This is a genomic window from Acidaminococcales bacterium, assembly GCA_031290885.1.
Classification (GTDB): domain Bacteria; phylum Bacillota; class Negativicutes; order Acidaminococcales; family JAISLQ01; genus JAISLQ01.
This window is the reverse complement of the sequence record JAISLQ010000035.1, coordinates 1-23,395: the sequence shown is the minus strand read 5'-3', so window position 1 is coordinate 23,395 and position 23,395 is coordinate 1. Positions and strand designations below refer to the sequence as shown.

27 protein-coding genes are annotated in these 23,395 nt (G+C 57.1%); 14 read left to right on the top strand and 13 right to left on the bottom strand.

Annotated features, from left to right (window positions below; all coding sequences use genetic code 11):
* The 11 genes from LBO03_04285 to LBO03_04235 form a co-directional block, all read right to left on the bottom strand.
* On the bottom strand, positions 1 to 462 hold a 462-nt coding region (locus LBO03_04285), incomplete at its 3' end, for a flagellin (GenBank protein ID MDR3348810.1).
* A gap of 336 nt (positions 463 to 798) precedes the next feature.
* Complete coding sequence (locus LBO03_04280; GenBank protein ID MDR3348809.1) at positions 799 to 1,335, bottom strand: 2-oxoacid:acceptor oxidoreductase family protein; 537 nt, start codon at positions 1,333 to 1,335, stop codon at positions 799 to 801.
* Position 1,336: 1 nt separating this feature from the next.
* Positions 1,337 to 2,164 (bottom strand): 2-oxoacid:ferredoxin oxidoreductase subunit beta, encoded by an 828-nt coding sequence (locus LBO03_04275; GenBank protein ID MDR3348808.1) that lies wholly within the window; start codon positions 2,162 to 2,164, stop codon positions 1,337 to 1,339.
* A gap of 3 nt (positions 2,165 to 2,167) precedes the next feature.
* Positions 2,168 to 3,319 carry a 2-oxoacid:acceptor oxidoreductase subunit alpha gene (locus LBO03_04270; GenBank protein MDR3348807.1) on the bottom strand — a complete coding sequence of 384 codons (1,152 nt, stop codon included), beginning with the start codon at positions 3,317 to 3,319 and terminating at the stop codon, positions 2,168 to 2,170.
* 78 nt (positions 3,320 to 3,397) lie between these two features.
* Positions 3,398 to 3,595: a 4Fe-4S binding protein gene (locus tag LBO03_04265; protein MDR3348806.1), complete on the bottom strand. Its 198-nt coding sequence runs from the start codon at positions 3,593 to 3,595 to the stop codon at positions 3,398 to 3,400.
* 73 nt (positions 3,596 to 3,668) lie between these two features.
* On the bottom strand, positions 3,669 to 5,681 hold the full coding sequence (locus tag LBO03_04260; GenBank protein ID MDR3348805.1) for a TRAP transporter permease: 2,013 nt from the start codon (positions 5,679 to 5,681) through the stop codon (positions 3,669 to 3,671).
* Entirely contained in the window at positions 5,671 to 6,153 is a 483-nt protein-coding gene (locus LBO03_04255) for a DUF1850 domain-containing protein (GenBank protein ID MDR3348804.1), read from the bottom strand. Before LBO03_04255 ends, LBO03_04260 begins: the two co-directional genes overlap by 11 nt.
* Before the next feature lie 69 nt (positions 6,154 to 6,222).
* Positions 6,223 to 7,194 (bottom strand): TAXI family TRAP transporter solute-binding subunit, encoded by a 972-nt coding sequence (locus LBO03_04250; GenBank protein ID MDR3348803.1) that lies wholly within the window; start codon positions 7,192 to 7,194, stop codon positions 6,223 to 6,225.
* 99 nt (positions 7,195 to 7,293) lie between these two features.
* A complete protein-coding gene (locus tag LBO03_04245; GenBank protein MDR3348802.1) occupies positions 7,294 to 8,130 on the bottom strand; it encodes a hypothetical protein in 837 nt (278 codons plus the stop codon).
* Positions 8,131 to 8,132: 2 nt separating this feature from the next.
* Positions 8,133 to 8,792 carry an ABC transporter permease gene (locus LBO03_04240; GenBank protein ID MDR3348801.1) on the bottom strand — a complete coding sequence of 220 codons (660 nt, stop codon included), beginning with the start codon at positions 8,790 to 8,792 and terminating at the stop codon, positions 8,133 to 8,135.
* On the bottom strand, positions 8,782 to 9,819 hold the full coding sequence (locus LBO03_04235) for a methionine ABC transporter ATP-binding protein (GenBank protein ID MDR3348800.1): 1,038 nt from the start codon (positions 9,817 to 9,819) through the stop codon (positions 8,782 to 8,784). The genes LBO03_04240 and LBO03_04235 overlap by 11 nt, the downstream gene beginning before the upstream one ends.
* Positions 9,820 to 10,056: 237 nt before the next feature.
* On the opposite strand from LBO03_04235, the gene LBO03_04230 reads away from it, so the two are divergent.
* From LBO03_04230 to LBO03_04165, 14 genes are all read left to right on the top strand, one after another.
* Positions 10,057 to 10,389 carry a hypothetical protein gene (locus tag LBO03_04230; GenBank protein ID MDR3348799.1) on the top strand — a complete coding sequence of 111 codons (333 nt, stop codon included), beginning with the start codon at positions 10,057 to 10,059 and terminating at the stop codon, positions 10,387 to 10,389.
* Complete coding sequence (gene hisZ, locus LBO03_04225; protein ID MDR3348798.1) at positions 10,376 to 11,542, top strand: ATP phosphoribosyltransferase regulatory subunit; 1,167 nt, start codon at positions 10,376 to 10,378, stop codon at positions 11,540 to 11,542. The genes LBO03_04230 and hisZ overlap by 14 nt, the downstream gene beginning before the upstream one ends.
* Before the next feature lie 111 nt (positions 11,543 to 11,653).
* On the top strand, positions 11,654 to 12,340 hold the full coding sequence (hisG, locus tag LBO03_04220) for an ATP phosphoribosyltransferase (GenBank protein ID MDR3348797.1): 687 nt from the start codon (positions 11,654 to 11,656) through the stop codon (positions 12,338 to 12,340).
* 12 nt (positions 12,341 to 12,352) lie between these two features.
* Positions 12,353 to 13,714 carry a histidinol dehydrogenase gene (hisD, locus tag LBO03_04215; protein MDR3348796.1) on the top strand — a complete coding sequence of 454 codons (1,362 nt, stop codon included), beginning with the start codon at positions 12,353 to 12,355 and terminating at the stop codon, positions 13,712 to 13,714.
* On the top strand, positions 13,701 to 14,783 hold the full coding sequence (hisC, locus tag LBO03_04210; GenBank protein MDR3348795.1) for a histidinol-phosphate transaminase: 1,083 nt from the start codon (positions 13,701 to 13,703) through the stop codon (positions 14,781 to 14,783). Before hisD ends, hisC begins: the two co-directional genes overlap by 14 nt.
* A 170-nt stretch (positions 14,784 to 14,953) precedes the next feature.
* The gene (hisB, locus tag LBO03_04205) at positions 14,954 to 15,538 is read left to right on the top strand and encodes an imidazoleglycerol-phosphate dehydratase HisB (protein ID MDR3348794.1); all 585 of its coding nucleotides are present in this window, start codon (positions 14,954 to 14,956) and stop codon (positions 15,536 to 15,538) included.
* Complete coding sequence (gene hisH / locus LBO03_04200) at positions 15,535 to 16,143, top strand: imidazole glycerol phosphate synthase subunit HisH (GenBank protein ID MDR3348793.1); 609 nt, start codon at positions 15,535 to 15,537, stop codon at positions 16,141 to 16,143. The genes hisB and hisH overlap by 4 nt, the downstream gene beginning before the upstream one ends.
* Positions 16,140 to 16,868, top strand: coding sequence for a 1-(5-phosphoribosyl)-5-[(5-phosphoribosylamino)methylideneamino]imidazole-4-carboxamide isomerase (gene hisA, locus LBO03_04195; GenBank protein ID MDR3348792.1), 729 nt, complete (start codon positions 16,140 to 16,142; stop codon positions 16,866 to 16,868). Before hisH ends, hisA begins: the two co-directional genes overlap by 4 nt.
* Positions 16,869 to 16,872: 4 nt before the next feature.
* Complete coding sequence (gene hisF / locus LBO03_04190) at positions 16,873 to 17,631, top strand: imidazole glycerol phosphate synthase subunit HisF (GenBank protein ID MDR3348791.1); 759 nt, start codon at positions 16,873 to 16,875, stop codon at positions 17,629 to 17,631.
* Positions 17,628 to 18,275 carry a bifunctional phosphoribosyl-AMP cyclohydrolase/phosphoribosyl-ATP diphosphatase HisIE gene (gene hisIE / locus LBO03_04185; protein ID MDR3348790.1) on the top strand — a complete coding sequence of 216 codons (648 nt, stop codon included), beginning with the start codon at positions 17,628 to 17,630 and terminating at the stop codon, positions 18,273 to 18,275. The genes hisF and hisIE overlap by 4 nt, the downstream gene beginning before the upstream one ends.
* 129 nt (positions 18,276 to 18,404) lie before the next feature.
* Positions 18,405 to 18,689 (top strand): antibiotic biosynthesis monooxygenase, encoded by a 285-nt coding sequence (locus LBO03_04180; protein MDR3348789.1) that lies wholly within the window; start codon positions 18,405 to 18,407, stop codon positions 18,687 to 18,689.
* A 256-nt stretch (positions 18,690 to 18,945) separates the two neighbouring features.
* The gene (locus LBO03_04175) at positions 18,946 to 19,392 is read left to right on the top strand and encodes an Rrf2 family transcriptional regulator (GenBank protein MDR3348788.1); all 447 of its coding nucleotides are present in this window, start codon (positions 18,946 to 18,948) and stop codon (positions 19,390 to 19,392) included.
* 45 nt (positions 19,393 to 19,437) lie between these two features.
* Positions 19,438 to 20,574: a PLP-dependent aspartate aminotransferase family protein gene (locus LBO03_04170; GenBank protein ID MDR3348787.1), complete on the top strand. Its 1,137-nt coding sequence runs from the start codon at positions 19,438 to 19,440 to the stop codon at positions 20,572 to 20,574.
* Positions 20,575 to 20,766: 192 nt separating this feature from the next.
* Complete coding sequence (locus LBO03_04165) at positions 20,767 to 21,672, top strand: DMT family transporter (protein ID MDR3348786.1); 906 nt, start codon at positions 20,767 to 20,769, stop codon at positions 21,670 to 21,672.
* 82 nt (positions 21,673 to 21,754) lie between these two features.
* Here LBO03_04165 and LBO03_04160 read toward each other — a convergent pair whose 3' ends face one another.
* Complete coding sequence (locus LBO03_04160) at positions 21,755 to 22,618, bottom strand: radical SAM protein (GenBank protein MDR3348785.1); 864 nt, start codon at positions 22,616 to 22,618, stop codon at positions 21,755 to 21,757.
* A 301-nt stretch (positions 22,619 to 22,919) separates the two neighbouring features.
* The gene (locus LBO03_04155; protein ID MDR3348784.1) at positions 22,920 to 23,204 is read right to left on the bottom strand and encodes a hypothetical protein; all 285 of its coding nucleotides are present in this window, start codon (positions 23,202 to 23,204) and stop codon (positions 22,920 to 22,922) included.
* Between the last annotated feature and the right edge of the window lie 191 nt (positions 23,205 to 23,395).

The following is a 23,395-nucleotide window of genomic DNA, read 5'->3' as shown; positions in this document are numbered from 1 at the left end:
GGTCAGGCGCCCCCTGACGGAGTCCTTCGCCCCTTTCAGCGAGCCGTCCAGGAGCTTCTTGGTGTTGAACTCCGTGGAGTTGCCGATACGGTCGATCTCTTTCTTCAGCTGCTTGATTTCCCCTTCGATCTCGTTGCGGTCGTCGTCGGTGTTGGTGTCGTTGGCCGCCTGCACCGCCAGTTCCCTCATGCGCCCCAAAATGGCGTGCGTCTGGTCCAGCGCCCCTTCCGCGATCTGGATAAGGGAAGAAGTGTCTTGGGCGTTCTTTTTCGCCATGTCAAGCCCGCGCACCTGTCCGCGCATTTTTTCCGATATCGCCAAGCCGGCCGCGTCGTCCGCCGCGCTGTTGATCTTAAGCCCCGACGCGAGCCGCGCCATAGATTTTTCCGCCGCGCGGTTGTTGACCCCTAAGTACCTCTGCGAGGTCAGGGACGGGATGTTGTGGTTTATAACTGATGGCATGATGCAATCCTCCTTGAATTTTAAATTCCATCCATAATGTTTTTGTTCGTTGTTTCTGAAAACTGACCGGGGAAGTTTCTTTGGCCAGAAGAACGCCCCGGCTTTTGCCTTGTTCTGCTTAATATATCGTGCGCGGCGAAGAAGAACTTAAGTATTTAAAACAAATTTATTTTGCCTTTTTGTTTTTCCGCGCCAATGCCGGCCAATGCCGCCCGCCGGTCAAAATCGCGGCAGGCGAAAGGGAAAAAGCCGATGGCCTTGCGGCCCTCGGCTTTTTCCCTTGGCGCTGTTTTCTATTGTTTTGCCCCCCGGCCGGCCCTTCGCGCGCCTTGCCGCTTAACCGCCGGCGCCCGCCAGCCCCGCGCCCAGGGACATGGCCTTTTCGTTAAGTATTTCCGTGCCCTTGGGGACCCTGGCCAGCACCGCTTTTTTTAAGGAGCCCGCGGACACGCAGCCGGTAATTTCCACCAAGGCGCCGAGCGCCACTATGTTGGCGAACAGGACTTTGCCAAGCTGTTCTTTGGCCGTGCGGGTGATCGGCAGGCTGAGGACGGTTTTGATCCGCCGCTTTGGCAGTCTGGCGACAAAAAGGCTGTCGGTTATGAGCAGCCCCTCCTCCGGCAGATCGCCGGTATATTTGTCGCATGCTTCCTGGCTCATGGCCAGGACCGTGTCCGGCAGGGTTATTTTGGGGTAATGAATAGGGTTGGCATCGATAAGCACTTCTGACTTTGAGGAGCCGCCCCGCGCCTCCGGGCCGTAGGACTGGGACTGCACCGCCAGGCGCCCGTCAAGGACGGCGGCTTCGGCCAGGATGATCCCGGCCAGGATAAGCCCCTGCCCGCCTGTGCCGGACAATCTTATTTGCCGCATATTAAAGCCCCCCTTTTTGCGCGCGGGCGATTATTTTCGCGTATTCTTCCGTATATTCGGGCGCGTCCGCCTGATAAAGCACGCCGATGGGGAATTTATCCGCCTTTTGCGCATCGCTTAGTTTTTCATAGGCATCGGCGGGAAGGGCGTGGTCGCGCTGCCATTTGAGCATGGCGGGGGCGTCCCCCAGCTTGTTCTGGCGCCCGTAGGATATGGGGCAGGAAGCGACGGCTTCGATGAGGGAAAAACCTTTGTGCCGTATGCCGCTCGCGATCAGGTCCGCCAGCATTGGGGCGTGGAAAGCCGAGCCGCGCGCCACGAAAGTCGCGCCCGCGCCCCGGGCGAGGGCGGCCAAGTCAAACGGCCGGTCAACGGTTCCGTAGGGCGCGGTGGCCGCTTTGGAATTGGTCGGGGTGAGCGGGGAATATTGGCCGCCGGTCATGCCGTAAGTGCTGTTGTTGTATAAAAGCACCGTCAGGTCGATATTGCGCCGAGCGGCGTGTATAAAGTGGTTGCCGCCTATGGCTGCGGCATCGCCGTCGCCGGTGATGACGATGACGGCCATTTGGGGCGCCGCCAGCTTTATGCCGGTGGCGAAAGGCAGGGCGCGCCCGTGCGCGCTGTGTACCGTATTGAAATCAAGGTAGCCGGAGGCCCGGCTGGAACAGCCTATGCCCGCGACCACGGCCGTATTGTCTTTTTCAAGCCCGACGCGGTCGATGGCCTTGACCAGCGCGCCGGTGATGATCCCGTTGGCGCAGCCCGGGCACCAGATATGCGGCAGGCGGCCGGGCCGGAAATATTTTTCTATGAGTTGTTCCATGGACATTTGTCAAGCCCCCCCGGCATGTCGCTTTGTCTTTTGCAGCGCCGCCAGCAGTTCGGCCGGGGCGATGGCCTCGTTATTGTATTTGGCGCAAAGAGTTACCGGGCAAAGCCCCGCGACGGCCCTTTCCACTTCCAGCACGTATTGGCCGCGGTTCATTTCCGCCACTATGATGTGGTTCACCCGCCCGCCTAAGTCTTTGATCTGTTTTTCGGCCAGCGGCCAGATGGTTATCGGCCGCAAAAGGCCGGCCTTTATGCCTTCCTCCCTGGCCATGTCCACCGCCGCGTACGCCGTGCGGGCGGTGCCGCCGTAGGCGACGAAGGCACACTCGGCGTCCTCCAGCCTATATTCTTCCGTTTCCACAATATCGTCAAGGTGATCGTTTATTTTGGCGAACAGCCGATCGAGCAATTCTTTGGTCGCTTTGCCCGAACTGTCGGGAAAGCCGTATTCGTCGTGAACCAGCCCGGTAACGTGCCAGCGGTATCCGCTGCCGAAAGCGGCCATCGGCGGGACAAGGTCGTCTTGCGCTCCGAAATAGGCTCTGTATTCTTGTGGCGGGACAAGCGGCTTTTTGCGCTCCGGCCTGGGGATGGATGCATAAGGGGGCAACTGGACTTTTTCCCGCATATGCCCGACAATCTCGTCCATAAGCAAGATGACCGGCGTCCGGTATCTTTCCGACAGTTCGTAGGCCCTGACGGTCAGGCGGAAACATTCGGGCACGCTGGACGGGGTCAGGGCGATGATCGGATGGTCGCCGTGGGTCCCCCAGCGCGCCTGCATAACGTCGCCCTGCGACGGCGCGGTTGGCTGCCCGGTGGAAGGCCCCACCCGCTGGACGTTTACGATCACGATCGGTATTTCGGCCAAAGCGGCGTAGCCGATGAGTTCCTGTTTCAGGGAAAACCCCGGGCCGCTGGTCGCGGTCATGACTTTCCTGCCGGCAAGCGATGCCCCGAGCGCAACGCCGATGCCGGCTATTTCATCTTCCATTTGGATAAAAGTCCCGCCAATAGTCGGCAGGAGGGCGGACAGCTCTTCGGCGATCTCAGTGGAAGGGGTGATCGGATAGCCGCCGAAAAAATCGGCGCCGGCCGCGACTGCGCCTTCGGCCACGGCTTTGTTCCCTTGCATGAGTAAGGTCTTGGACACAATTTTGCTCCTTTTCATTGCCCGCCGGCCGCGCGCGGCCGGCGGGAAAATAGCCCTTGCTTTTCCTTACAAGGCGGGTCAGGGCTTCAAGGCGGGCTCGGCAACAAAGATGGCAAAATCCGGGCAGCGGGTTTCACACTGCCGGCAGGCTATGCAAGCCGCCCCGTTCACTATTTGGACTTTTTCGATTTCACTGATGCCAAGGACTTGTTTCGGGCAAAAAGCCACGCAGATACCGCAGCCTTTGCAGCGAGCCTCAATTATTTTCAGGCCCATGTAATCCCCACTCTTTCCGCCTGCGGCGAATTTTTATGCCGTCTGCCCCAAGGCGGCGCTTGCGCGCCGCCGGTTACGAATTTTGGCCGGGCTTTTGCTTTTTGCTGAGAAAATATTGAAAAAGCAGGATGCCGACAAGAACCAAAAGACCGACTATGTCGGAATAAAACTCGCTGCTTATGAGGCAGAGCGCGCCCACGAAAGAAAGCATCCGAAGCGGCGCGTTGAGCCCGGTCAGCAAATAGCCCTCGACCGCCGCGCCGATCATCAAGACGCCGATGCAGGCGCCGACGCTGACGCGGATCCCCTCGGCCAGGCCGGTGTTGATCAATAGGAGCTGCGGCGAATATATGAACATATAGGGGACGATGAAGCCGGCGATCGCCAGTTTGACCGAAGCGAAGCCGGTTTTCATCGGGTCGCCGCCGGACAGCCCGGCGGCCGCGAAAGAGGCCAGCGCCACCGGCGGCGTAAGGTTGGCGAACATCGCGAAATAAAAGGCGAACATGTGGGCCGCGATCGCCGGTATGCCGAGTTTGGCGAGCGCGGGCGCGGCAATGGTGGCCGTGATTATATAGGCGGGGATGGAGGGCAGGCCCATGCCGAGTATCATGCAGGTGATCATGCTGAAAATCAGCGTAAACAGGAGGCTCTGGCTGCCCAGCGCGATGATGGCGTTGGCCATGGAGAGGCCAAAGCCGGTCTTGGAGGAAACGCCGATGATAATGCCGACGCAGGCGCAAGCCACGGCCACGGAAACCGTCGCGCGCGCGCCTTCCGCGAAAGCGTCCAGTATGTCCCGGCCGCTCATGCGGGTGGCGCGTTTGACGCAGGAGATGGCGATGGTGGCCACTATGGCCAATACCGCCGAATATAAAACGGTAGTGCCGGAGAAAAAGAGCATGTAGACAAGAAAAACGATAGGCAGGATCAAATGCCCTTTGTCTTTAAGCACGGCCAAAGGTTTCGGCAGCTGGCTTTTCGGCAGGCCGACCAGCCCCCGTTTGGAGGCGCGCAGCTGCACCTGAATAAGTATGCCAAGATAATAAAGCAGGGCGGGAATGGCGGCGTGCACGATGATCACCGAATACCGCACGCCCAAGTTTTCCGCCATGATGAAAGCGGCCGCCCCCATGACCGGCGGCAGCAACTGCCCGCCTACCGAGGCGGAGGCTTCCACCGCGCCGGCGAATTCTTTGGAATAACCCGTTTTCTTCATCAGCGGTATGGTAAAAGCGCCCGTGGTAACGACATTGGCCACGGCCGAGCCGTTGATGGAGCCCAAAAGCCCGGAGGCGATGACCGATACCTTGGCCGGGCCGCCTTTGGTATGCCCGGCAAGCGCCATGGCAATGTCGTTAAAAAAACTTCCCATGCCGGATTTGCCCATGACCGCGCCGAACAGTATGAACAAGAAGATGTAACTGGCGGCGACGCTCACCGAAGTGCCGTAAATTCCTTCGGTATTCGCGAAAAAATGGTTGGAAAGCTGCAGCCAAGTATAGCCGCGGTGGCTGAACATTCCGGGCAGGCCGCGCCCGTACAGGCCGTAGATTATAAAAACAACGCTCAACAGGGGCAGAGTCCAGCCGGCGACGCGCCGCGAAAGTTCCAGCACCAGCAGCACGAGGGCGGTAGCGGCGACAAGATCCGGCATGTTCGGCCGCCCGGCCCTTTCTATGATGCCGTTGTAGTCCCCCCAAACATAAAGGGGGATGAGAAAGGAAATTATGACCAGCAGCCAGTCAAACCAGGCAACTTTTTTGCGGCTGCTTTTCTGCCCGAAAGGATACATTATGAAACCAAGCCCCAGCATCATGGCCACATGCAGCGAGCGATGCTGGAGAACCACCGGCGTGCCGATAAAAGACGTAATGAAATGATAGAGGGATACGGCGATGCAAGCCCAGTAGAAAATCTTGGCGGCAGAGCTTTTGCCCAGCGTGCGCGTACTGGATTCTTTGTCGTATTTTTCGATGATCGCTTGCTGTTCCTGCGTAAGCGGGCCGCCTTCGCCGCCAATGGCGATGGTTTCCGTCCCGCTTTCCTGTCCGCCGGATTTATTTTTTTCTTTGTCAAGTCCCATTTTTCACTACCTCTTTCATTCGCCTCTTTCGCTCGATGACCAGGCGCAGCCTCGTATGCTGCGGCAATTGGTCCCCCCGCGCGACAAGCCTGCCGTTCAGCGCGATGTCGCGCGTGGCGGTGTGCGAATTGAGCCATACAAGTTCGCTGAATCTCTGCCCGATTTCTTCCATGTGGATAAGCCCGTCCTTTACATAGCAGACGCGGCCTTTGTTTTCCGGTATCCCCGCGCCGAAGGCCGGAAATGTGATGGAATCGAGGATAAGATCGCCATTTGCGTCAATATGGTAATATTCATTCCAAGGTATTTTCTCCAGGGAATGTACCCAGCCAAAGAACAGCTTGCCGCCCGGCCGGGCGGGGGCGCGGGCATAAATCTTGCCCGTTTTGCAATCATAAACGCGAAGCATAAACCGTGCGCGCGCGCCAAAGGCCGACGGCGGCAGCAGCGCAAGCGCCATAAATATAATCACGACAGGGAAAACGCCCCGGCGCTTTCCCTGTCCCAAAAATCCGCGCGCAAACATTGCTTGCGCCGCGCTCTAATTCACGCCTTTGTCTTTGTAAAATCTCGCCGCGCCTTCATGAAGGGGAACCGAAGTGCCCCTGATGCCACGCAGGGCGGTGTCAAGGCGGATATGCGCTTTGGCCGTGGCGTGGGAGGCTCCGATGGCTGAAAGTCCTGCCGGCGAGTATATGTTCGTGAGCAGATCGTAGACGACGTCGGCCGGCAATTTTTCATCGACCAGCATGATGTTCATGACGGCGGCGGTTACGGTGTCCTTGTCCGTGCCGTAAGTCGCGGCCGGAATGGCGTATTCGATATAAAAAGGATATTTGTCCAGCAGTCTCCGCAGCCCTTCGCCCTCGACCGGCACAAAGGCAATCTTCTTGCTGGTCCCAAGCTCCATAATGGTGGCGTTGCCCAAGCCGGAAGTTACGAAGGCGGCGTCGCACAGGCCGTTCTTGATCTGGTCAATGGCTTCGCCGTAATTCAAATAGTCAACCCGGCAGTCGGAATAGGTCATGCCGTGCGCCTCGAACATCATGCGGGCGTTAAGTTCCACGCCGGAATTGGGGGCGCCGACGCCGATGCGTTTGCCTTTAAGGTCGGCGAAAGACTTTATGCCGGAGTCGGCGGTGGTAACAATCTGGCAGACATTCGGCCACAACCCCATCATGGCGCGCAGATCCTTGGCCGGGGGCTTGCCCTGATAAGCGCCGAAAGATTCTACCGCCTGTATCACGGAATCGGCCATGGCAATGGCCAGTTCGCCCTGGCCGGTTTGCAGCGCGTTGATGTTTTCAGCGGTAGCGCCGGTGGCGGTCGCGGAAGTCTTGTAGCCAAGGCTGCCGATAAAAGTGGCGAAAGCGCCGCCGATCGGGAAATATATCCCGCTGGAAGGCCCTGTCAGCACGGTAATGAAGTAATCTGACCGATTGACGGCGCCAGCGCAGACCGCAGTAGACATAACAAGGGCAAGGATACTGATGATGACTAATGTTTTTCTCATGTTTGCTCCTCCTCGATAAATAATTTGAAAATTTTGAAACAACCCATACTGCGATAATTCAATAACAAAGCAGCAAAATCCTGCCAAGGGAAAATCATTTTACGAATAAATAACATGCGAAGCGGGACGCGCCCGGGCGGGGACAAGCCGGCCTTTGTATTCTTCCTCGATAAAGCGCCGGGTGGCCTGCGACTGATAATATTCCACGAATTTTATTACCCCGGGGTTTCGGGCGTTCTTTGCGCCGGTTACGATGATCTGGACGAAAGGCGAACTTTCGTCTTCCAACAGGAGAGCGTCTTTAAGCGCAAGGCCGGCCGCCGCCGCGTAACCGGAACTGATCAGCGCGAGATCGCCGGCAAGCAGACCCTCGTTGAGCAAAGAGGCATCTATGGGCGTTATTTTCAGGCGCAGCGGATTGTCCTGTACGCTGTCGAGGGCAGGCGCGTGCCCGGCCGCCGGCTTTAAAGTTACAAGGCCGGCTCTTTCCAGCAAAAGAAGCGCCCTGGCCATGCCCGCGAAACTGTCCGGGACAAAAACCGCCGCACCCGCCGGCAGCCCGGACAGGTCGGCGTGCCTTACGGAATATATGCCCATAGGGTTTATATAGCATTGGCCGACCGCGACAAAATCCGCCGGCAGTTTTTTATTGACGTCCTCCAGCCAGAGTTGATTTTGAAAACAGTTAAGGTCAATTTTCCCCTCTTTTAAGTCCGTGTTAATTTTTATGTAATTGGCGGCAAATTCAAAAGTGCCGTACTCGACTATTTCAAAAAAGAAACCTTCCCGCCCGGCGCGCTCTTTTATGTTGGCAACGATTTTCGCTTGCGGCCCGCGCGTTACGCCGACTTTTAAAACCGGCCCGCCCTGACCTTTGCAACCGGCCAAAAACAGCGCGGCCAAAAGCCCGGCCACAAAGGTTAGCCTGTACGCCACGGCTACAGACGGCTTTTGTCCGTCTTGCGGGACAAAAAGTCGCCGAACGACTGGACAAGCTGCACGATAAGGATGAGAATGGCCACGGTGGCGATCATGACGTTTACTTCAAAGCGCTGATACCCGTACCTTATGGCGAGATCGCCCAGCCCGCCGCCGCCGATGACGCCGGCCATGGCCGAATAGCCGATCAGGCTGACGATCGTCAGCGTAAGCCCCAAGATGATGCCGGAAAGCGCTTCCGGCAAAAGCACCTTGCATATGACTTCCAGCGGGGTGGCGCCCATGGACAGGGCGGCTTCCACCACGCCGTGCGGCACTTCCTTCAGCGCAGATTCCACTATCCGCGCGACAAACGGCGTGGCGGAAACGGTCAGGGGGACTATGGCGGCGCTCGTGCCGATGGAAGTGCCGGCAACCCAGCGCGTAAAAGGGACGATCGCGACCATGAGGATGATAAAAGGCGTGGAACGGACGGCGTTGATGGCCGCCCCCGCGCCCAGGTTGAGCGTTAAGTTTTCCTTTATGTGCCCTTTGCCGGTTACGGTCAGAAGGACGCCGAGCGGTACGCCCAGCGCGAAAGACACTATCGACGAAACCGCTACCATATAGAAAGTTTCCAGGCAGGACTGCCACAGCAGCCCGATAAGCTCAGGGGACATAGCCCAATACCTCCACGCGCAGTTTTTGCCGGCCCAAATAGGAAAGCGCCGATTCTATGTCGTCTTTTTTGCCCGACACTTCAGCGACCAGCGTGCCGAAAGGAGTGTCTTTTATATAGTCTATATTGCCGCAAATGATGCTTACGTCCACGTTGTAAGCGCGTATGGCGCCCGACAGTACGGGCTGCCTGGCGGATGCGCCGATAAAGGACAGCTGGACGAGCCATTTGCCGCCGTCCACCGGCACGGGCGAAAGACCGATTTTCGACAGGAAATCCGGCAGATGCTGGCTGAGGGCCGTACCGATAAATTCCCGCGCCGTGGGCGTCCGAGGATTGGCAAATACTTCCAGTACGCCTCCTTCTTCCACGATGCGGCCGTTTTCGATCATCGCCAACTGATCGCAGATTTCTTTTATTACAATCATTTCGTGCGTGATCAGGACGATTGTCAAGTCAAATTGTTTATTGATGTCCTTTAGAAGCGCCAGAATGGATTTGGTGGTTTGCGGATCAAGGGCGGAAGTCGCCTCGTCGCAAAGCAGCACTTTAGGGCGGCTGGCCAAGGCGCGGGCTATGCCCACGCGCTGTTTCTGCCCGCCGGAAAGCTGCGATGGGTAATACCGCGCGCGCTCACGCAAGCCGACCAGTTCCAATAGCGGCAGTACGCGCTCGGTTATGGCGGCCTTTTTTAATCCCTGTATTTCCAAAGGGAACGCGACGTTGTCAAATACCGTGCGCGATGCGAGCAAGTTGAAATGCTGGAAAATCATGCTGATTTCCTGCCGGGCGCGCAAAAGCCCCTTGCCCGCCAAAGCGCCCATGTCTTTGCCGTCAACCGTAACCGTGCCCGAAGTCGGCCGCTCCAGCATGTTGATGCAGCGGACAAGGGTCGATTTGCCCGCCCCGCTCTGGCCTATCACGCCGAATATCCGGCCGCGGCCGATGTGCAGGGACACGCCGTTCAGCGCCTGTATATCGCCTTCTTTGCTTGTATAGGTCTTTGTCAGATTGTCTATTTTAATCATGGCGGCCTTCTTTGCAAAACAGCGTAATTACTGTTGCCGATAGTTCTTTATGCAAAATATTACATGCCCGCCCCGGCTTTGTCAAGGCGAAGCGCGAAGGGACGGCGGACGGCAGGGAATACGCCGGTTGCGTTTCTTTAAATGGTTAAAGCGCAAAGGTTGACTTTGTGCTATAATGGCTTTATATAAATGTTCCCCCAAACCGTGCCCCAAAATATTTTTTTGAGGTGATGTGAAATGGCCGCCAATAAATTGAAAGGCGCCCTGTCGGACCAGCTTTTCGCCGCGTTGCTGCTTTTGAAAACCGAAAGTGAATGTTACAAATTTTTTGAAGACATTTGCACCGTCAACGAGCTCAAATCGCTTGGGCAAAGGCTGGAAGTGGCGCGGATGCTGAAAATCGGCAACACTTACGACGATATAGTCGACAGTACCGGCGTAAGCACCGCCACCATAGCGCGCGTGAAACGCTGCCTTTATTATGGCGCCGGCGGCTACAAGCTGGCTTTGTCGAGGTTAGGAAACGCCGGGGGAAAAGGCGGGAAAAGAAAAAAAGATGATCAAAAATAACTTTGTTTGGCAAATACCTTACGGCGTAAAAGATTTCCTGATCGGCGAGGCGGCCCGCAAGCGCGCGCTGGAAAGCGGCGCGGCGGAGCTTTTTGCCCGCTGGGGCTATCAGGAAGTGGTAACCCCGACTTTTGAATATCTGGAAACTTTCGACAGCAGCACGCTCAGCGAACAAGCTTTCAAGTTTTTTGACCGCGAAGGGCGCGCGCTCATCCTGCGCCCTGACATGACCTGCCCGATCGCCCGGCTGGTTTCGGCGCGGATGAGGGACGCGGACGGGCCGCGGCGGCTTTTTTATATTGCCAACGTCTTTCGTTACGAACAGGCGCAGGCCGGCCGGCAATGCGAATTTTACCAGGCCGGCGTGGAATTGCTGGGGGCGCCCTGCGCCGCGGCGGACGCCGAAATCGTCGCGCTGGCGGTGGAAACCCTCAAAAACGCCGGTTTGGACAATTTTAAAATCAACATGGGGCATGTGGATTTTTTAAACGGAGTGGTGGAAAGCGCCTCTCTTGACCCTCGCGACGGGGAGCGCATCCGCAGCCTTTTGGCCGGCCGCGACCTGGCCGGGCTGGAAGCCTTCGCCGCAGAGCGCGCCCTGCCCCCCGCTTTACGGGAATGTCTGCGGGAGGCGCCCCTTTTGCACGGCGGCAAAGAGGCGCTCGAGAAAGCTTACCGACTGGCCGGCAACCCAACCAGCGCGCGGGCGCTGGACAATCTCAAAAATATTTTTGCCATGCTGGAAAGTTACGGCGCGGCCGGCGCAATTGATTTCGATCTTGGGCTTATACGCGACTTCGGCTATTATACCGGCATGGTATTTGAAGGATATACGCCCGGGCTGGGGTTTCCCATTTGCGGCGGCGGCCGTTACGACAACATGATGCGCTTTTTCGGCGAAAGCTGCCCGGCCATAGGCTTTTCCGCCGGCGTGGACAGATTGCTGATCGCGCTGGGCCGCCGGAACGCGGCCGTACCTTCCGCCCCCGGCGCGTATGTCGCTTGGCGGGAAGGGTTTTTCGGCCGGGCGGTGGCCGCCGCGGACAATTTGCGGGCACAAGGCCGGCGGGCGGAACTGGCTTTTTGCGCGCAGACGGCGGACGAAGCCCTTGAAAGCGCGCGGGGGCGGGATTTGGTTTATATAGAAAAATAGTCCTTCCGCGACCCGCCGCAATCTTGGGCGGCAAAGCGCCCCCGCGCCGGGCGGATCTGCCGGTTTGCCGGCTGCCTTTGGCGATTAAACAGTTGACTTGCGAAAAATTTTATGTTAGCATACCAATACATTAAATTGTTAAAGGGAGAAATTCAACTGGAGACCATTACTATCGCCCTACCTAAGGGGAAACTGTTCGCGCAAAGCAGGGAGCTTTTGGAAAAGGCCGGTTACGGCGCGCCGGGCTTGTCGGAGGATTCGCGCAAATTAGTGATAAAAAACGAAGCGGCCGGGCTCTCCTTTGTCATTACCAAGCCGATGGATCTGCCCACTTATGTCGAGTACGGCGCGGCCGATATCGGCATAATCGGCAAAGACGTATTGCTGGAGGAACAAAAGGACATTTATGAGCTTTTGGATCTTGGGTTTGGCAAATGCCGGCTGATGCTGGCCGTTCCCGCGGGACTGCGCCGCAGCAAGCTGACCGATTACGCCAATCTGCGCGTTGCAACCAAATATCCCCGCGTCGCGGCGGAATTTTTCCACGGGATCGGCATACAGGCGGAAATCATCTACCTTAACGGTTCCATAGAGTTGGCGCCGATGGTCGGCTTATCGGAAATGATCGTCGATATCGTGGAGACCGGCCGTACGCTCCGGGAAAACAAACTGGATGAAATCGCCGTCATTCACGCCGCCACCGCCCGCCTTATCGCCAACCGCGCCAGTTTCAAGCTGAAATTTGCGCGTATCCACTCTATTCTTGGCGCCATGCGCCGACAGTTGCCTTCTGGTTGAGGAGATAATAAAATGAAAATAATAGACGCCGCCGGCGCGTCCGAAATTGAATTAGAGCAAATCGCGCGCCGCCCGGCCTTCGATGAAATACCGCTTTCCCCCCGGGCGAAAGACCGCATAAAGGCCGTTTTCGGGCAGGAGTGGGACGCGCGGCGGGTGGTTGAGGAAATAGTCGCGGACGTGCGCGGGCAAGGCGACGCCAAGGCGATTTATTATACGGAGGCTTTCGATGGGGCAAAGCTGACGGCCGGCACTATGGAAGTTACGCCGGGGGAAATCGCCGCGGCGCGGGAGAAAACCGACGGCGATGTTGTGGGCGCCCTGGAACGGGCGATCGCCAACGTGCGGCGGTTCCACGAGGAGCAGCTTCCCAAAACCTGGCTGACCGAACGGGCGCACGGTTCGCTTTTGGGGCAGAAAATCACCCCGCTTGACCGGGTGGGCATATACGTGCCGGGCGGGACGGCGGCTTATCCGTCGTCCGTTATCATGAACGCCGTTCCGGCGGCGGTGGCCGGCGTCAGGGAAATTATCATGTGCGTGCCGCCGGGAGCGGACGGCACGGTAAATCCTTACGTACTGGCCGCCGCGCAAAAAACCGGCGTAAACAGGATATTCAAGTTAGGGGGCGCGCAGGCGATCGCCGCCATGGCTTTCGGCACCGCCGCCGTTCCTAAAGTGGACAAAATAACCGGCCCCGGCAACATTTTTGTTACTTTGGCCAAAAAAGCGGTTTACGGATACTGCGGCATCGACATGCTGGCCGGGCCCAGCGAAATATTGATCATTGCCGACGATACGGCCAACCCTTCCTGGATGGCGGCCGATTTGTTGAGCCAAGCCGAGCATGACCCGCTGTCGGCGGCGATCTTGGTTACGGACAGCCGCGATCTGGCCGGGCGCGTCAAAGAAAGTGCGCAAAAGCGCCTGGCCGGCCTGCCGCGAAAGGAAACGGCGGCCCTTTCCCTGTCGGGGCAGGGGCGGATCGTCATCGTAAAGGACCTTGGCGCGGCGGTCAAGTTCGCCAACCTTTACGCGCCCGAACATTTGGAAGTCGCGACCCGGGCGCCTTTTGCCCTTTTGCCTTATTTGCGGCACGCCGGGGCGATCTTTCTCGGGCAGTATTCGCCCGAGCCGCTGGGCGACTATTTCGCCGGGCCAAACCACGTGCTGCCGACCGGAGGCACCGCCCGCTTTTGTTCCGCGCTCAATGTTGAAACTTTTATGAAAAAGACCAGTATCATAGCCTATAGCGGCCGGGCCTGCAAGGAAGCGGCGGCGGACGTCATCCGCCTCGCGGCGGCCGAGGGCCTGGACGCGCACGCCTGTGCGCTGAAAGCGCGGCTGGAAGGGGAAGAAAATGCCACAATATGATTATGACGTAGAGGAAAGGGACGGATTGGACAGGATCAGCCTTTATCAAGGCGGCCCGCAGGCGGACGGCCTGTTGCTGAACGCCAACGAAAACAGCTGGCCGTTGCCGGAAAGCCTCGTCGGCGCGTTGCGGGAGAAAATCAAAACTTTGAGTTTCAATCGCTATCCGGAAATAGACGCGGCCGCCCTCAGAGAGGAGCTATCTTCTGACGCGGGCGTAGGCGCCGCCAACGTCAGGGTGGGCAACGGTTCAAGCGAATTGCTTTGCGCCGCCTGCTTCGCTTTCGGCGGCGCAAGAAGAAAGATCGCCTATCTCCACCCTTCCTTTTCCATGTATAAGACTTACGCGGCGCTGTCGGGCGGAATTGACCTTCCTTTTGCGCTGGAGGACGATTTTTCGCTGGATTTTGACCGTTTGAGGTTTTTTCTGCGCAAAGAGCGCCCTGCCGTAATGATCATCTGCAACCCCAACAATCCCACCGGCAACCTCTATCCGGCGGCCGAGCTGAAGCGGACGGCTGAAAGCGCCGGCTGCCCTGTCTTGGTCGACGAGGCGTATATGGAATTTGCGCCGGAAGGTTCTTCTTTGCTCCCTTGCCTCAATGAATATAAAAACATCGCCGTTTCGCGTACTTTTTCCAAAGCGTACGGATTGGCGGGCTTGCGCGTAGGCTACATGGCGTCCGGCGACGCGCGGATAATACAGGCGCTCGGCAAAGCCCTTTTGCCCTACAATGTAAACGTCCTGTCGCTGGCCCTGGCGCGGGCGGTTTACGCGCAAAAGGAGCTTTACGCCCAAATCGCGCGCGCGATTGCGAAGGAAAGGGGCCGCGTTTACGAACGTCTCTGTTCGCTCGGCCTAAAAGTCTGCCCTTCGGCGGCCAATTTCCTTTTTTTCCGCGCGGGCGGGCCGGACGAAACCGCCGTTTTGGCGAAAAACATTGCCGGGCGGCGCGTTTTCGTGCGCGATTTCAGCGGCAATCCCGCCCTGGCCGGTTTGCGGATGACCATCGGGACTTATGAGGAAAATGAAAAAGCCCTTGCCGCGATAAAAGGGAGCCTCCCGTAATCCGGCGCGGCGGCCGCTTTTTCGCCTTCCGTGATAAATCCGGCCTTTGCGCGCCCTTTTGGGGCCGCGAAAAATATTGCCGGCGCCCAGGCGGAAAAACCTTCCGCCTGAGCATCTCGCCAGCGGTTGCCCTATGCGGCCAAAAGAATTTTTAAAGCAAGGAGAAAACCATGAGGCAAGCTTCTTTAAAACGTGACACCGCCGAAACATCCGTCAGCGTTGAATGGTTGCTGGACGGCCGGGGTTTTGCCGCCATTGACACCGGGATAGGTTTTTTTGACCACATGCTGACGCTTTTGGGCAAACACGGCCTGTTTGACTTGACCGTCAAGGCCAGGGGCGATTTGGCGGTGGATGCGCATCACACGGTGGAGGATTGCGGCATAGCGCTGGGAAGCGCCCTGAAAGAGGCGTTAGGGGACAAAGCGGGCATAAATCGTTATGGCAGCGCTTTTGTGCCGATGGACGAAGCGCTGGCACATGCGGCGGTCGATCTGAGCGGACGGGCATATCTGGTTTTCAACGCGAAATTTCCCCCGTCCGCCGGCGGGTTTGATTTTGCTTTGGTTGAGGAGTTTTTTCGCGCCCTGTCCAGCAAGGCCGAGATGACTTTGCATGTCAACCTTTTATATGGCGCGAACGCGCACCACATGGCGGAGGCCGTATTCAAGGCTTTTGCCCGGGCGCTCTGCCGGGCGGCCGCCTTTAACGAGAGGATAGACGGGATATTGAGCACCAAAGGTATCTTGGCATGATCGTCATAGTGGACTACGGAGTTGGCAATCTGCACAGCGTGGCTAAGGCAATGGAAAAAGTAGGCGCCAAGGCCGCCGTATCCTCCGACGCGGCGGCGGTCGCCGCCGCCGACCGGCTGATCTTGCCGGGAGTGGGTTCTTTTGGCCATTGCATGAAAAACCTTTCGGAATGTGGCCTGGCCGAAACGGTCAAAGATTACGCGCGTTCCGGCCGTCCATTTTTGGGCATTTGCGTAGGCATGCAGATACTCTTCGACGGCAGCGAAGAATCCCCGGGAGTGCCCGGCCTGGGCATCCTGCCGGGCATGGTGCGGAGGCTGCCGGACCGCGGCCTGAAAATACCGCAGATCGGCTGGAACTGCCTTGATTTTCGCGCGGAAACCCCTCTTTTTTGCGGATTGCCGGCTAAAGAGTATGTTTATTTTGTACATAGTTATCACGCCGAGCCGCTTGATCGCGGCATCATAGCGGCCAGCGCGGAATACGGCGCGACGGTAACTGCGGCGGTTGTTCGCGGCAATATATGGGCTACGCAGTTTCATCCGGAAAAATCGGGCGAGGCTGGCTTGACGATATTGAGTAATTTTAAGGATGTGAAAATATGATTGTTTTTCCCGCTATTGACATCAAGGACGGAAAATGCGTCCGGCTTACCCAGGGACGGTTTGACCAACAAACGGTTTTTTCCGACATCCCCGGGGAAATGGCGATCAAGTGGCAGCAGGAAGGCGCCGAATATCTGCATTTGGTCGATCTGGACGGCGCTTTGACCGGCGTGCGCAAAAACATTGAAACCATTCGTGAATTGCTTTATCTGACGAACGTGCCCGTACAGTTCGGAGGCGGGGTGCGCGACATTGCTTCCATAGAAACCATGTTGGAGTTCGGCATAAAAAGGGTGGTTCTCGGCTCGGTCGCCATAAGCAATCCCGCCTTGGTCAAAGAGGCCTGCCAAAAATACGGGGAGCAGATAGCCGTGGGCATCGACGCGCGCGCCAATGAAGTCGCGGTCGAGGGCTGGAGCAAGTCCGGCGGCGTGAAAGCCGATGAATTGGCCAAACAAATGGCCGACGCGGGCGTTCAGAGGATAATCTTCACCGATATTGAGCGCGACGGCAAACTATCGGGAATAAACGCCGAAGAAGCCGCCCGCATAGCGCGCGGGAGCGGCCTCAAGGTAATCGCCTCGGGCGGGGCGAGCAGCCTCGCGGACATAGAGCGGCTTAAAAAATACGAAGCCGACGGCATAGAAGGGGTAATTATCGGCAAGGCGATCTATACGGGAATATTGAGCCTCGCGGACGCGATCAAAGCGGCGAGAGGGGAATGACCCCATGCTGGCCAAACGCGTAATCCCTTGTCTGGACGTCAAAGCGGGGCGGGTAGTCAAAGGCACAAATTTCATCGGGCTGCGCGACGCCGGCGACCCGGTCGAGCTTGCCCAAAAATACGATCGGGAAAAAGCGGACGAGCTGGTTTTTTTGGATATCACCGCTTCCTTCGAGGAGCGCCGTTCTATGTACGACGTTGTGCGCAAAACGGCCGGCGAAGTGTTCATGCCGCTCACGGTGGGCGGCGGCATAAGGACTGTGGACGATATGCGGGATATGCTCAAGTCGGGCGCGGATAAAATATCCCTCAACACGGCCGCCGTCAAGGATCCGTGGTTGGTCGCGCGCGGAGCGGATTTGTTCGGCCGCCAATGCATGGTGTTGGCGCTGGACGCCAAGCGCGCGGGCGACGGCCATTGGGAGGTATTCATCAATGGCGGGCGCACGCCGACGGGAATCGACGCCCTGGAGTGGGCGGCCAAGGAAACTGAGCTGGGCGCGGGCGAGATATTGCTGACCAGCATGGATGCCGACGGCACCCGTGACGGTTATGACATAGCATTGACCCGCGCGGTCGCCGATGCCGTTTCCGTGCCGGTCATCGCCTCCGGCGGCGCGGGCGCGCTGGAACATTTTTACGATGTTTTGACTGCGGGCGGGGCGGATGCCGTATTAGCCGCTTCGGTCTTTCATTACGGGCACTTTAGCGTGCGCGCGGTAAAGGAATACCTTAAAGAACGGGAGGTAGAGGTGCGTTTATGAATTTTACGGCGGACATGTTGAAATTTGACCAGGATGGCCTTGTTCCCGCCATAGTGCAGGATATAAGCAGCCAGGCCGTGCTGACGCTGGCCTACATGAACAAAGAATCCCTGCAAAAAACCGTGGAGACAGGCTACACTTGGTTTTACAGCCGCAGCCGCAAAGAACTGTGGAACAAGGGCGCGACCAGCGGCAACGTGCAAAAAGTATGCAGCATCAGTTACGACTGCGACGCCGACGCTCTTTTGCTCATGGTGGAACAGACCGGCGCCGCTTGCCACAAGGGCAGTTTTTCCTGTTTCGCCAACCTTCTGTGGCAGTCCGCCAACAAGCCGGAATTGCCGGCGGCCGCGCCCGAAAGCATGCCGGCGCTCCTTAACGATCTTTATCTGACGATAACCGAGCGGCGCCGGGCCGGAGACGAAAAATCCTACACCAGATATCTTTTTAACGCCGGGCAAGACAAAATACTGAAAAAAGTCGGCGAAGAAGCGGCGGAAACCATTATCGCCTCTAAAAACCATGCGGCGGGGGAAATAATTTACGAAATGGCCGACCTTTGGTACCATTGCCTGGTACTTTTGGCCTACCATGACATAAAGCCCAACCAGTTGCTGCATGAATTGGCGGACCGGCGAAAATAGCCGCGCCCCGGCAGGACGGGCTTTTGCGATATAGGGGCGGACAAAGGTCTGCCGCGCCGCGCCCGGCCGATGTCCGGCTTTGCCGGCGGCGCGGCAGACGCGGCGGAAAATATGAAGGGGGCGTTTCCTATGGTAGTAGTATTGGCCAAGATGTCGGTCAAACCGGAACGGCAAGCGGAATTCATTGAAAGGGCGCGGCCGGTCGTCGCCGCCACCCGCGCGGAAAAGGGCAACGTCAGCTATACGCTTTATAAAAGCACGGAAAACGAGCGCGAACTTATTTATGTCGAAGAGTGGGAAAGCAAAAGCGCCCTGGCCCTGCACCTTGAGTCCGAACATTTGCTGAAATTCAAAAAAGAACGGGCGGAAATGATGGCGGGCGAGACAAACGCAAAAATCTACGAAACAAGGTAACCGAAAAACAAAGGGAAAGCTGTCCCGGGCCGGGAGGAAAGCAATTCCCGCCGCGTGGAGGCTCGCCCTGCTATTTTTTTCGCCCGGCCGGCGGCGAAACGCCGGCGCGCCGATCATATATTTAATATATATGTATTATATGCAATTGACATTTTGCGCAAAATTGTTTATCGTTTAAGATGCAAAACCTAACTTGACGCGGGAAATTTCCGGCCAGCTTGCGTCCTTTATTATAAAACGGATAAGAGGGGTTGTCATGCGGATATCGGCCAAAGGGCGATACGCGCTTGCGGCGATCGTGGAAATAGCCCGCAGTTCGCGAAACAAAGAAACCGTCGCGGTAATTGCGATCGCGCAAAAATTAGGAATTTCCAAAATATATCTTGAGCAGATATTTGCGCAATTGAAAAAAAGCGAACTTTTGCTTTCCACCAAAGGCTCGCACGGCGGCTATCTCCTGGCTTCCCCGCCGCAGAGCGTTTCCGCTTGGAACGTGCTGTCGGCGGTCGAGGCCATGCTGGTGGAGCCGACGGACGCCTCCGTCGGCAAAGAAGCGCCGGAAATTGAAATAGCTTTGCAAAACATTGTGTTCCGGCCCCTTGACAACGTAGTCAGGGAATTCCTTGACAAAATAACCGTGCAGGCGCTGTTGGATTTCTCGGAAAAACAGCGGATGGAACAGTCCTATATGCTTAATATATAAATTTCGCGCCCGGCGGCGTTCGCGCGAAAATCGAAGGAGCGGGAAATGGATTTAAAAACACTTTGCGTACATGGTTCAAGAAAAAAATACGACACGACAGGGGCAATCAGCGTCCCCATCTTTCAATCCGCGACCTTTGCCCACCCAGGCGTCGGGAAAAGCACCGGTTATGACTATTCCCGCCAGCAGAACCCGACCCGGGAGCATCTGGAAATAACGATCGCCGCCCTGGAGGGCGGCACGGATGCGCTGGCTTTCCCTACCGGCATGGCGGCGCTTACGGCCATGATGGAATTGTTTTCCCCGGACGATCACGTCATAGTGTCCGATGATTTGTACGGCGGCTCTTTCCGCCTGTTTTTTAACATTTCGGTCAAAAACGGCCTCAAATTCAGCCTTGTGAATACATCGGACGCGGAGGCGGTGGAAGCGGCCATCACGCCGAAAACAAAGGCGGTCTTTATCGAAACGCCCACCAACCCCATGATGCAGGTTACGGATATAGCCGCGGTGGCGAAAATCGCCGGCCAAAGAAACATCCTGACCGTAGTCGACAATACTTTCCTGACGCCCTGCCGGCAAAGGCCGCTGGCATTAGGGGCCGACATTGTTTTGCACAGCGGGACGAAATATTTGGGCGGGCACAATGATACCCTGGCCGGTTTTTTGGTGTTTAAAAGCGCCGAAACATCCGAACGGATGCGGTTTATTTACAAAACGACCGGCGCTTGTCTTTCGCCTTTTGACAGTTGGCTGCTCATCCGCGGCATTAAAACCCTGGCCCTGCGCGTTGAGCGCCAGGAAGAAAACGCCGGAAAAATTGTCGCCTGGCTGTCAGAGCGGCCTTACGTCAAAAACATTTATTATCCCGGCCTCAAAACGCATCCGCAGTACGAGGTTTCCCGCAGGCAGGCCAGCGGTTTCGGCGCCATGATATCTTTCGAGGCCAAAAGCGCCGCCATCGCCGTCCGCCTCTTGGAACGCGTCAGGGTATTTCAGTACGCGGAAAGCTTGGGCGGTACCGAGAGCCTCATCACTTATCCCATGCTGCAGACACATGCCGACGTGCCGGAAGAAGAGCGCGAAGCCAAAGGCATAAACGATCGTTTGCTCCGAATGTCGGTCGGAATAGAAGACGTGGGCGACCTTGTGCGCGACCTTGAACAGGCTTTCGGCGGTTAGCTGCGGAAATAATTTCAGAGCCTGTTGGCACTATCCGCAATGTTCATGATTTTGAGCGAATTTTTCGCCCCGCGCGGCGCAAAACGCAGGCAAACCCCTATGTTCAGCGAGAATTTGGGGCAAAGCAGGGCGAAAAATCCGCCACAAGCTGGGCACGGCAGCGTTGACAGGCCCTACAATCTCTGAGGTAACGTGAGCCATACAAAAAGCTATGTCCTTCTGACTTTATGCTGCCTGTTTTGGAGCGGCAACTATATTGCCGGGAATGTCCTCGTCGCGTACATGCCGCCGGCCTGGATGACTTTCTGGCGCTGGTTTCTTGCCATGTTCCTGCTTTTCCCGCTCTCTTGCGCGGTGGAAAAACCTGTATGGCGCGATGTCCTGTCGCAATGGAAAATCCTGGCGCTAAGTTCCTTTCTGGGCCTTACGGCTTACAATTTGACGCTTTACTCGGCGTTAAGTTATACGAGCCCGCTAAACGCCACCCTGATAAGTACGCTTGCCCCTTCCGCCCTGGCCGCCGCGTCGGTCGCCATATTGAAAGAGCGGGTATTGAAGCGCCAGGCCGCCGGATTCGTGCTTTCGCTGCTCGGCGTGTTTGTCGTGCTGAGCAAAGGCGACTTCGCGGTTTTCCTCGCGCTTGAGTTTAACAGGGGCGATGTCTTGATGCTTTTGGCCGTCGTTATATGGATAACGTACACAATTATAGTAAAATTGATAAACGCGCCGCCTCTGGCCGTGGCGGCGTCGGCGTCCTTGGCGTCTAGCGCCATGACCGCGCCTTTGGCTTTTTATCAGGGAATTGACCCCGCCTGGCTGAATTTTAAGTCCGCCGCCATAATTTTGTTTATCGTCGTCTTTCCTTCCGTCTGTTCCTATGTTTTTTGGATTATCGGCGTTCGGGGCGTGGGGGCGGCCAAAGCTGGCGTTTTCATGAACTTGATGCCTGTTTTTGCCGCGCTTTTCAGCTTGCTGTCCGGCGGCGGGATACAAGTTTCGCAGGTGGCCGGGGGGCTGACGGTGTTCTTGGGGGTGTGCTTGACTGCCGGGACATTCAATTTCGGCGCCCGCCCTTTAGAAGGGCGGGCGCCGAAATAAGCAAGGGCTTTCCCTGCCCGGGAAAGCCCTTGCCGCCCGCAGCCGCGCGGGAACCGCAAATGCCGCCCCCGTCCGCAATCAATCAGCCGTGCGAAAATGTTTCCTTTACGGCAAACTGCCCAAAATAGACTTGCTGGCTGAAATCGCGCCCGCCCGGGATGCCTACCGCGTCCGCGCGGCATCTTTGGCAATGCAGGAACAGTTCTATGTATTCTCCCGCCTCTTTCCGCGCTTTGCCGATATCTTCGCACGACGGTTCCCGGCAATAGGACAGCTCATGCTGAGGAATCAGCGGTATGATGTTGTACAGGGACGCTCCCGCTTCCGCCACCGCCTTGGCCGTCTCCTTTACGTGCGCGAGGTTTATCTCGTTGATCAGCACGGTATTGACCTTTACTTTGACGCCGGCGGCGGTTACCTTCGCAATGCCCTCCAGTTGGTTTTCAATGAGAATTTTGGCGCCTTCGGCGCCTTCCCTGCGCTGGCCGTGAAAGACTATCCCGCCGATTATTTCGGCCTGGATTTTCGGGTCCACCGCGTTAACGGTTACGGTCAGAGTATCCACGCCCGCATCGATGACGTCCGTTGCTTTCTCGCTCAACAAGAGGCCGTTGGTGCTCATGCATTTTATCAGCTGGGGAAATTTTTTCCCAATCAGCCGGAAGGTTTCCAGCGCGTTGTCCGTAACCAGCGAGTCCCCCGGCCCGGCAATGCCCACTACCGTTATGTCGGGGCAAAGCCTGACCGCCCGTTCCACATAGAAAACGGCATCCTGCGGCTTGATTATCGAAGCCGTTACCCCCGGCCGGTTTTCCTCGGCGTTTATCTTCCTGCTGCAAAAACGGCACTCAATGTTGCAGGCGGGACAAACAGGCAGATGCATTCTGCCTTTGTTGTGCTTTGCTCCAAAGCACGGATGAATTTCCCGTATTCTTTTAATGTCCATCGTTTCGTCCCCCTGCCGTTTGATGAATTTCGCGCAAGCCCCGCTTGCGCCGAACAACGCAAAAAATGCCAAAGGCCAGATATATATCTATATCTGGCCTTTGGCGCTTCCCAATCAACCAAATGTTTTTGTTTTATAGTAACATGGTTGCCGCCAAAAAGCAATATGTCAATTGCAGCGGCGCAGAAATCGCGCCATGCGGATTCTATATTTGCCGGTTCAGCGGCAAAAGCCTCCGCCGGCGTTCGATACCCGAGCATCTTCCGCGGCAGGTTGTTGTTCCATTGCGCTGCCAGCGCGATTAGCTCCGGCGGCAAATCGCCAATGCTTTTGCCTTTCTTGACAAACCGCCGCAAAAGCCCGCCAAGGCGCGTTTTGCCGGGTCTTTTCCCGCCCATTCGGCCAGCAGCCGGGGGATGTCCGCCTCCGGCTCGAACCCGTCGTCGAAGAACGGGCTTAGCAACAGCCCCAGCAAACTTCCGACCGCGCCCGCAAACGGGAACTGCCCAAACCCGGCCAAAAGGAGAAACGGCGCGAACATCCTCGCTTTCTGCCCATAAGAGCCGCCCCTTGCGATGTTCCACATCAGTTCCATCTGCTTTATCGGGTACTTCTTGAACTGGAAAGCCGCGTCGCCGATTATCGTGCCGCGCGCGCGCCGCCGCCGAAGTTAAATCGCCTTCGCGCAAACGCGATATAAAAACTTTCTCGCGCACGCGGGAAAAGCGCAATCTCCAAAACCGGCAAATTGCAAAAACCACTTGACAAGCGCCGGGC

What these genes read in the sequence shown, in the direction of transcription:
- hisA (MDR3348792.1), top strand. Translation starts at nt 16,140, where the DNA reads ATGATTGTTTTTCCCGCTATTGACATCAAGGACGGAAAATGCGTCCGG.
- LBO03_04160 (MDR3348785.1), bottom strand. Translation starts at nt 22,618, where the DNA reads ATGGACATTAAAAGAATACGGGAAATTCATCCGTGCTTTGGAGCAAAG.
- hisH (MDR3348793.1), top strand. Translation starts at nt 15,535, where the DNA reads ATGATCGTCATAGTGGACTACGGAGTTGGCAATCTGCACAGCGTGGCT.
- hisB (MDR3348794.1), top strand. Translation starts at nt 14,954, where the DNA reads ATGAGGCAAGCTTCTTTAAAACGTGACACCGCCGAAACATCCGTCAGC.
- LBO03_04260 (MDR3348805.1), bottom strand. Translation starts at nt 5,681, where the DNA reads ATGGGACTTGACAAAGAAAAAAATAAATCCGGCGGACAGGAAAGCGGG.
- LBO03_04230 (MDR3348799.1), top strand. Translation starts at nt 10,057, where the DNA reads ATGGCCGCCAATAAATTGAAAGGCGCCCTGTCGGACCAGCTTTTCGCC.
- LBO03_04155 (MDR3348784.1), bottom strand. Translation starts at nt 23,204, where the DNA reads ATGTGGAACATCGCAAGGGGCGGCTCTTATGGGCAGAAAGCGAGGATG.
- LBO03_04250 (MDR3348803.1), bottom strand. Translation starts at nt 7,194, where the DNA reads ATGAGAAAAACATTAGTCATCATCAGTATCCTTGCCCTTGTTATGTCT.
- LBO03_04240 (MDR3348801.1), bottom strand. Translation starts at nt 8,792, where the DNA reads ATGTCCCCTGAGCTTATCGGGCTGCTGTGGCAGTCCTGCCTGGAAACT.
- hisG (MDR3348797.1), top strand. Translation starts at nt 11,654, where the DNA reads ATGTTAGCATACCAATACATTAAATTGTTAAAGGGAGAAATTCAACTG.
- hisC (MDR3348795.1), top strand. Translation starts at nt 13,701, where the DNA reads ATGCCACAATATGATTATGACGTAGAGGAAAGGGACGGATTGGACAGG.
- hisD (MDR3348796.1), top strand. Translation starts at nt 12,353, where the DNA reads ATGAAAATAATAGACGCCGCCGGCGCGTCCGAAATTGAATTAGAGCAA.
- LBO03_04180 (MDR3348789.1), top strand. Translation starts at nt 18,405, where the DNA reads ATGGTAGTAGTATTGGCCAAGATGTCGGTCAAACCGGAACGGCAAGCG.
- LBO03_04170 (MDR3348787.1), top strand. Translation starts at nt 19,438, where the DNA reads ATGGATTTAAAAACACTTTGCGTACATGGTTCAAGAAAAAAATACGAC.
- LBO03_04275 (MDR3348808.1), bottom strand. Translation starts at nt 2,164, where the DNA reads ATGTCCATGGAACAACTCATAGAAAAATATTTCCGGCCCGGCCGCCTG.
- hisZ (MDR3348798.1), top strand. Translation starts at nt 10,376, where the DNA reads ATGATCAAAAATAACTTTGTTTGGCAAATACCTTACGGCGTAAAAGAT.
- LBO03_04265 (MDR3348806.1), bottom strand. Translation starts at nt 3,595, where the DNA reads ATGGGCCTGAAAATAATTGAGGCTCGCTGCAAAGGCTGCGGTATCTGC.
- LBO03_04175 (MDR3348788.1), top strand. Translation starts at nt 18,946, where the DNA reads ATGCGGATATCGGCCAAAGGGCGATACGCGCTTGCGGCGATCGTGGAA.
- hisIE (MDR3348790.1), top strand. Translation starts at nt 17,628, where the DNA reads ATGAATTTTACGGCGGACATGTTGAAATTTGACCAGGATGGCCTTGTT.
- hisF (MDR3348791.1), top strand. Translation starts at nt 16,873, where the DNA reads ATGCTGGCCAAACGCGTAATCCCTTGTCTGGACGTCAAAGCGGGGCGG.
- LBO03_04280 (MDR3348809.1), bottom strand. Translation starts at nt 1,335, where the DNA reads ATGCGGCAAATAAGATTGTCCGGCACAGGCGGGCAGGGGCTTATCCTG.
- LBO03_04235 (MDR3348800.1), bottom strand. Translation starts at nt 9,819, where the DNA reads ATGATTAAAATAGACAATCTGACAAAGACCTATACAAGCAAAGAAGGC.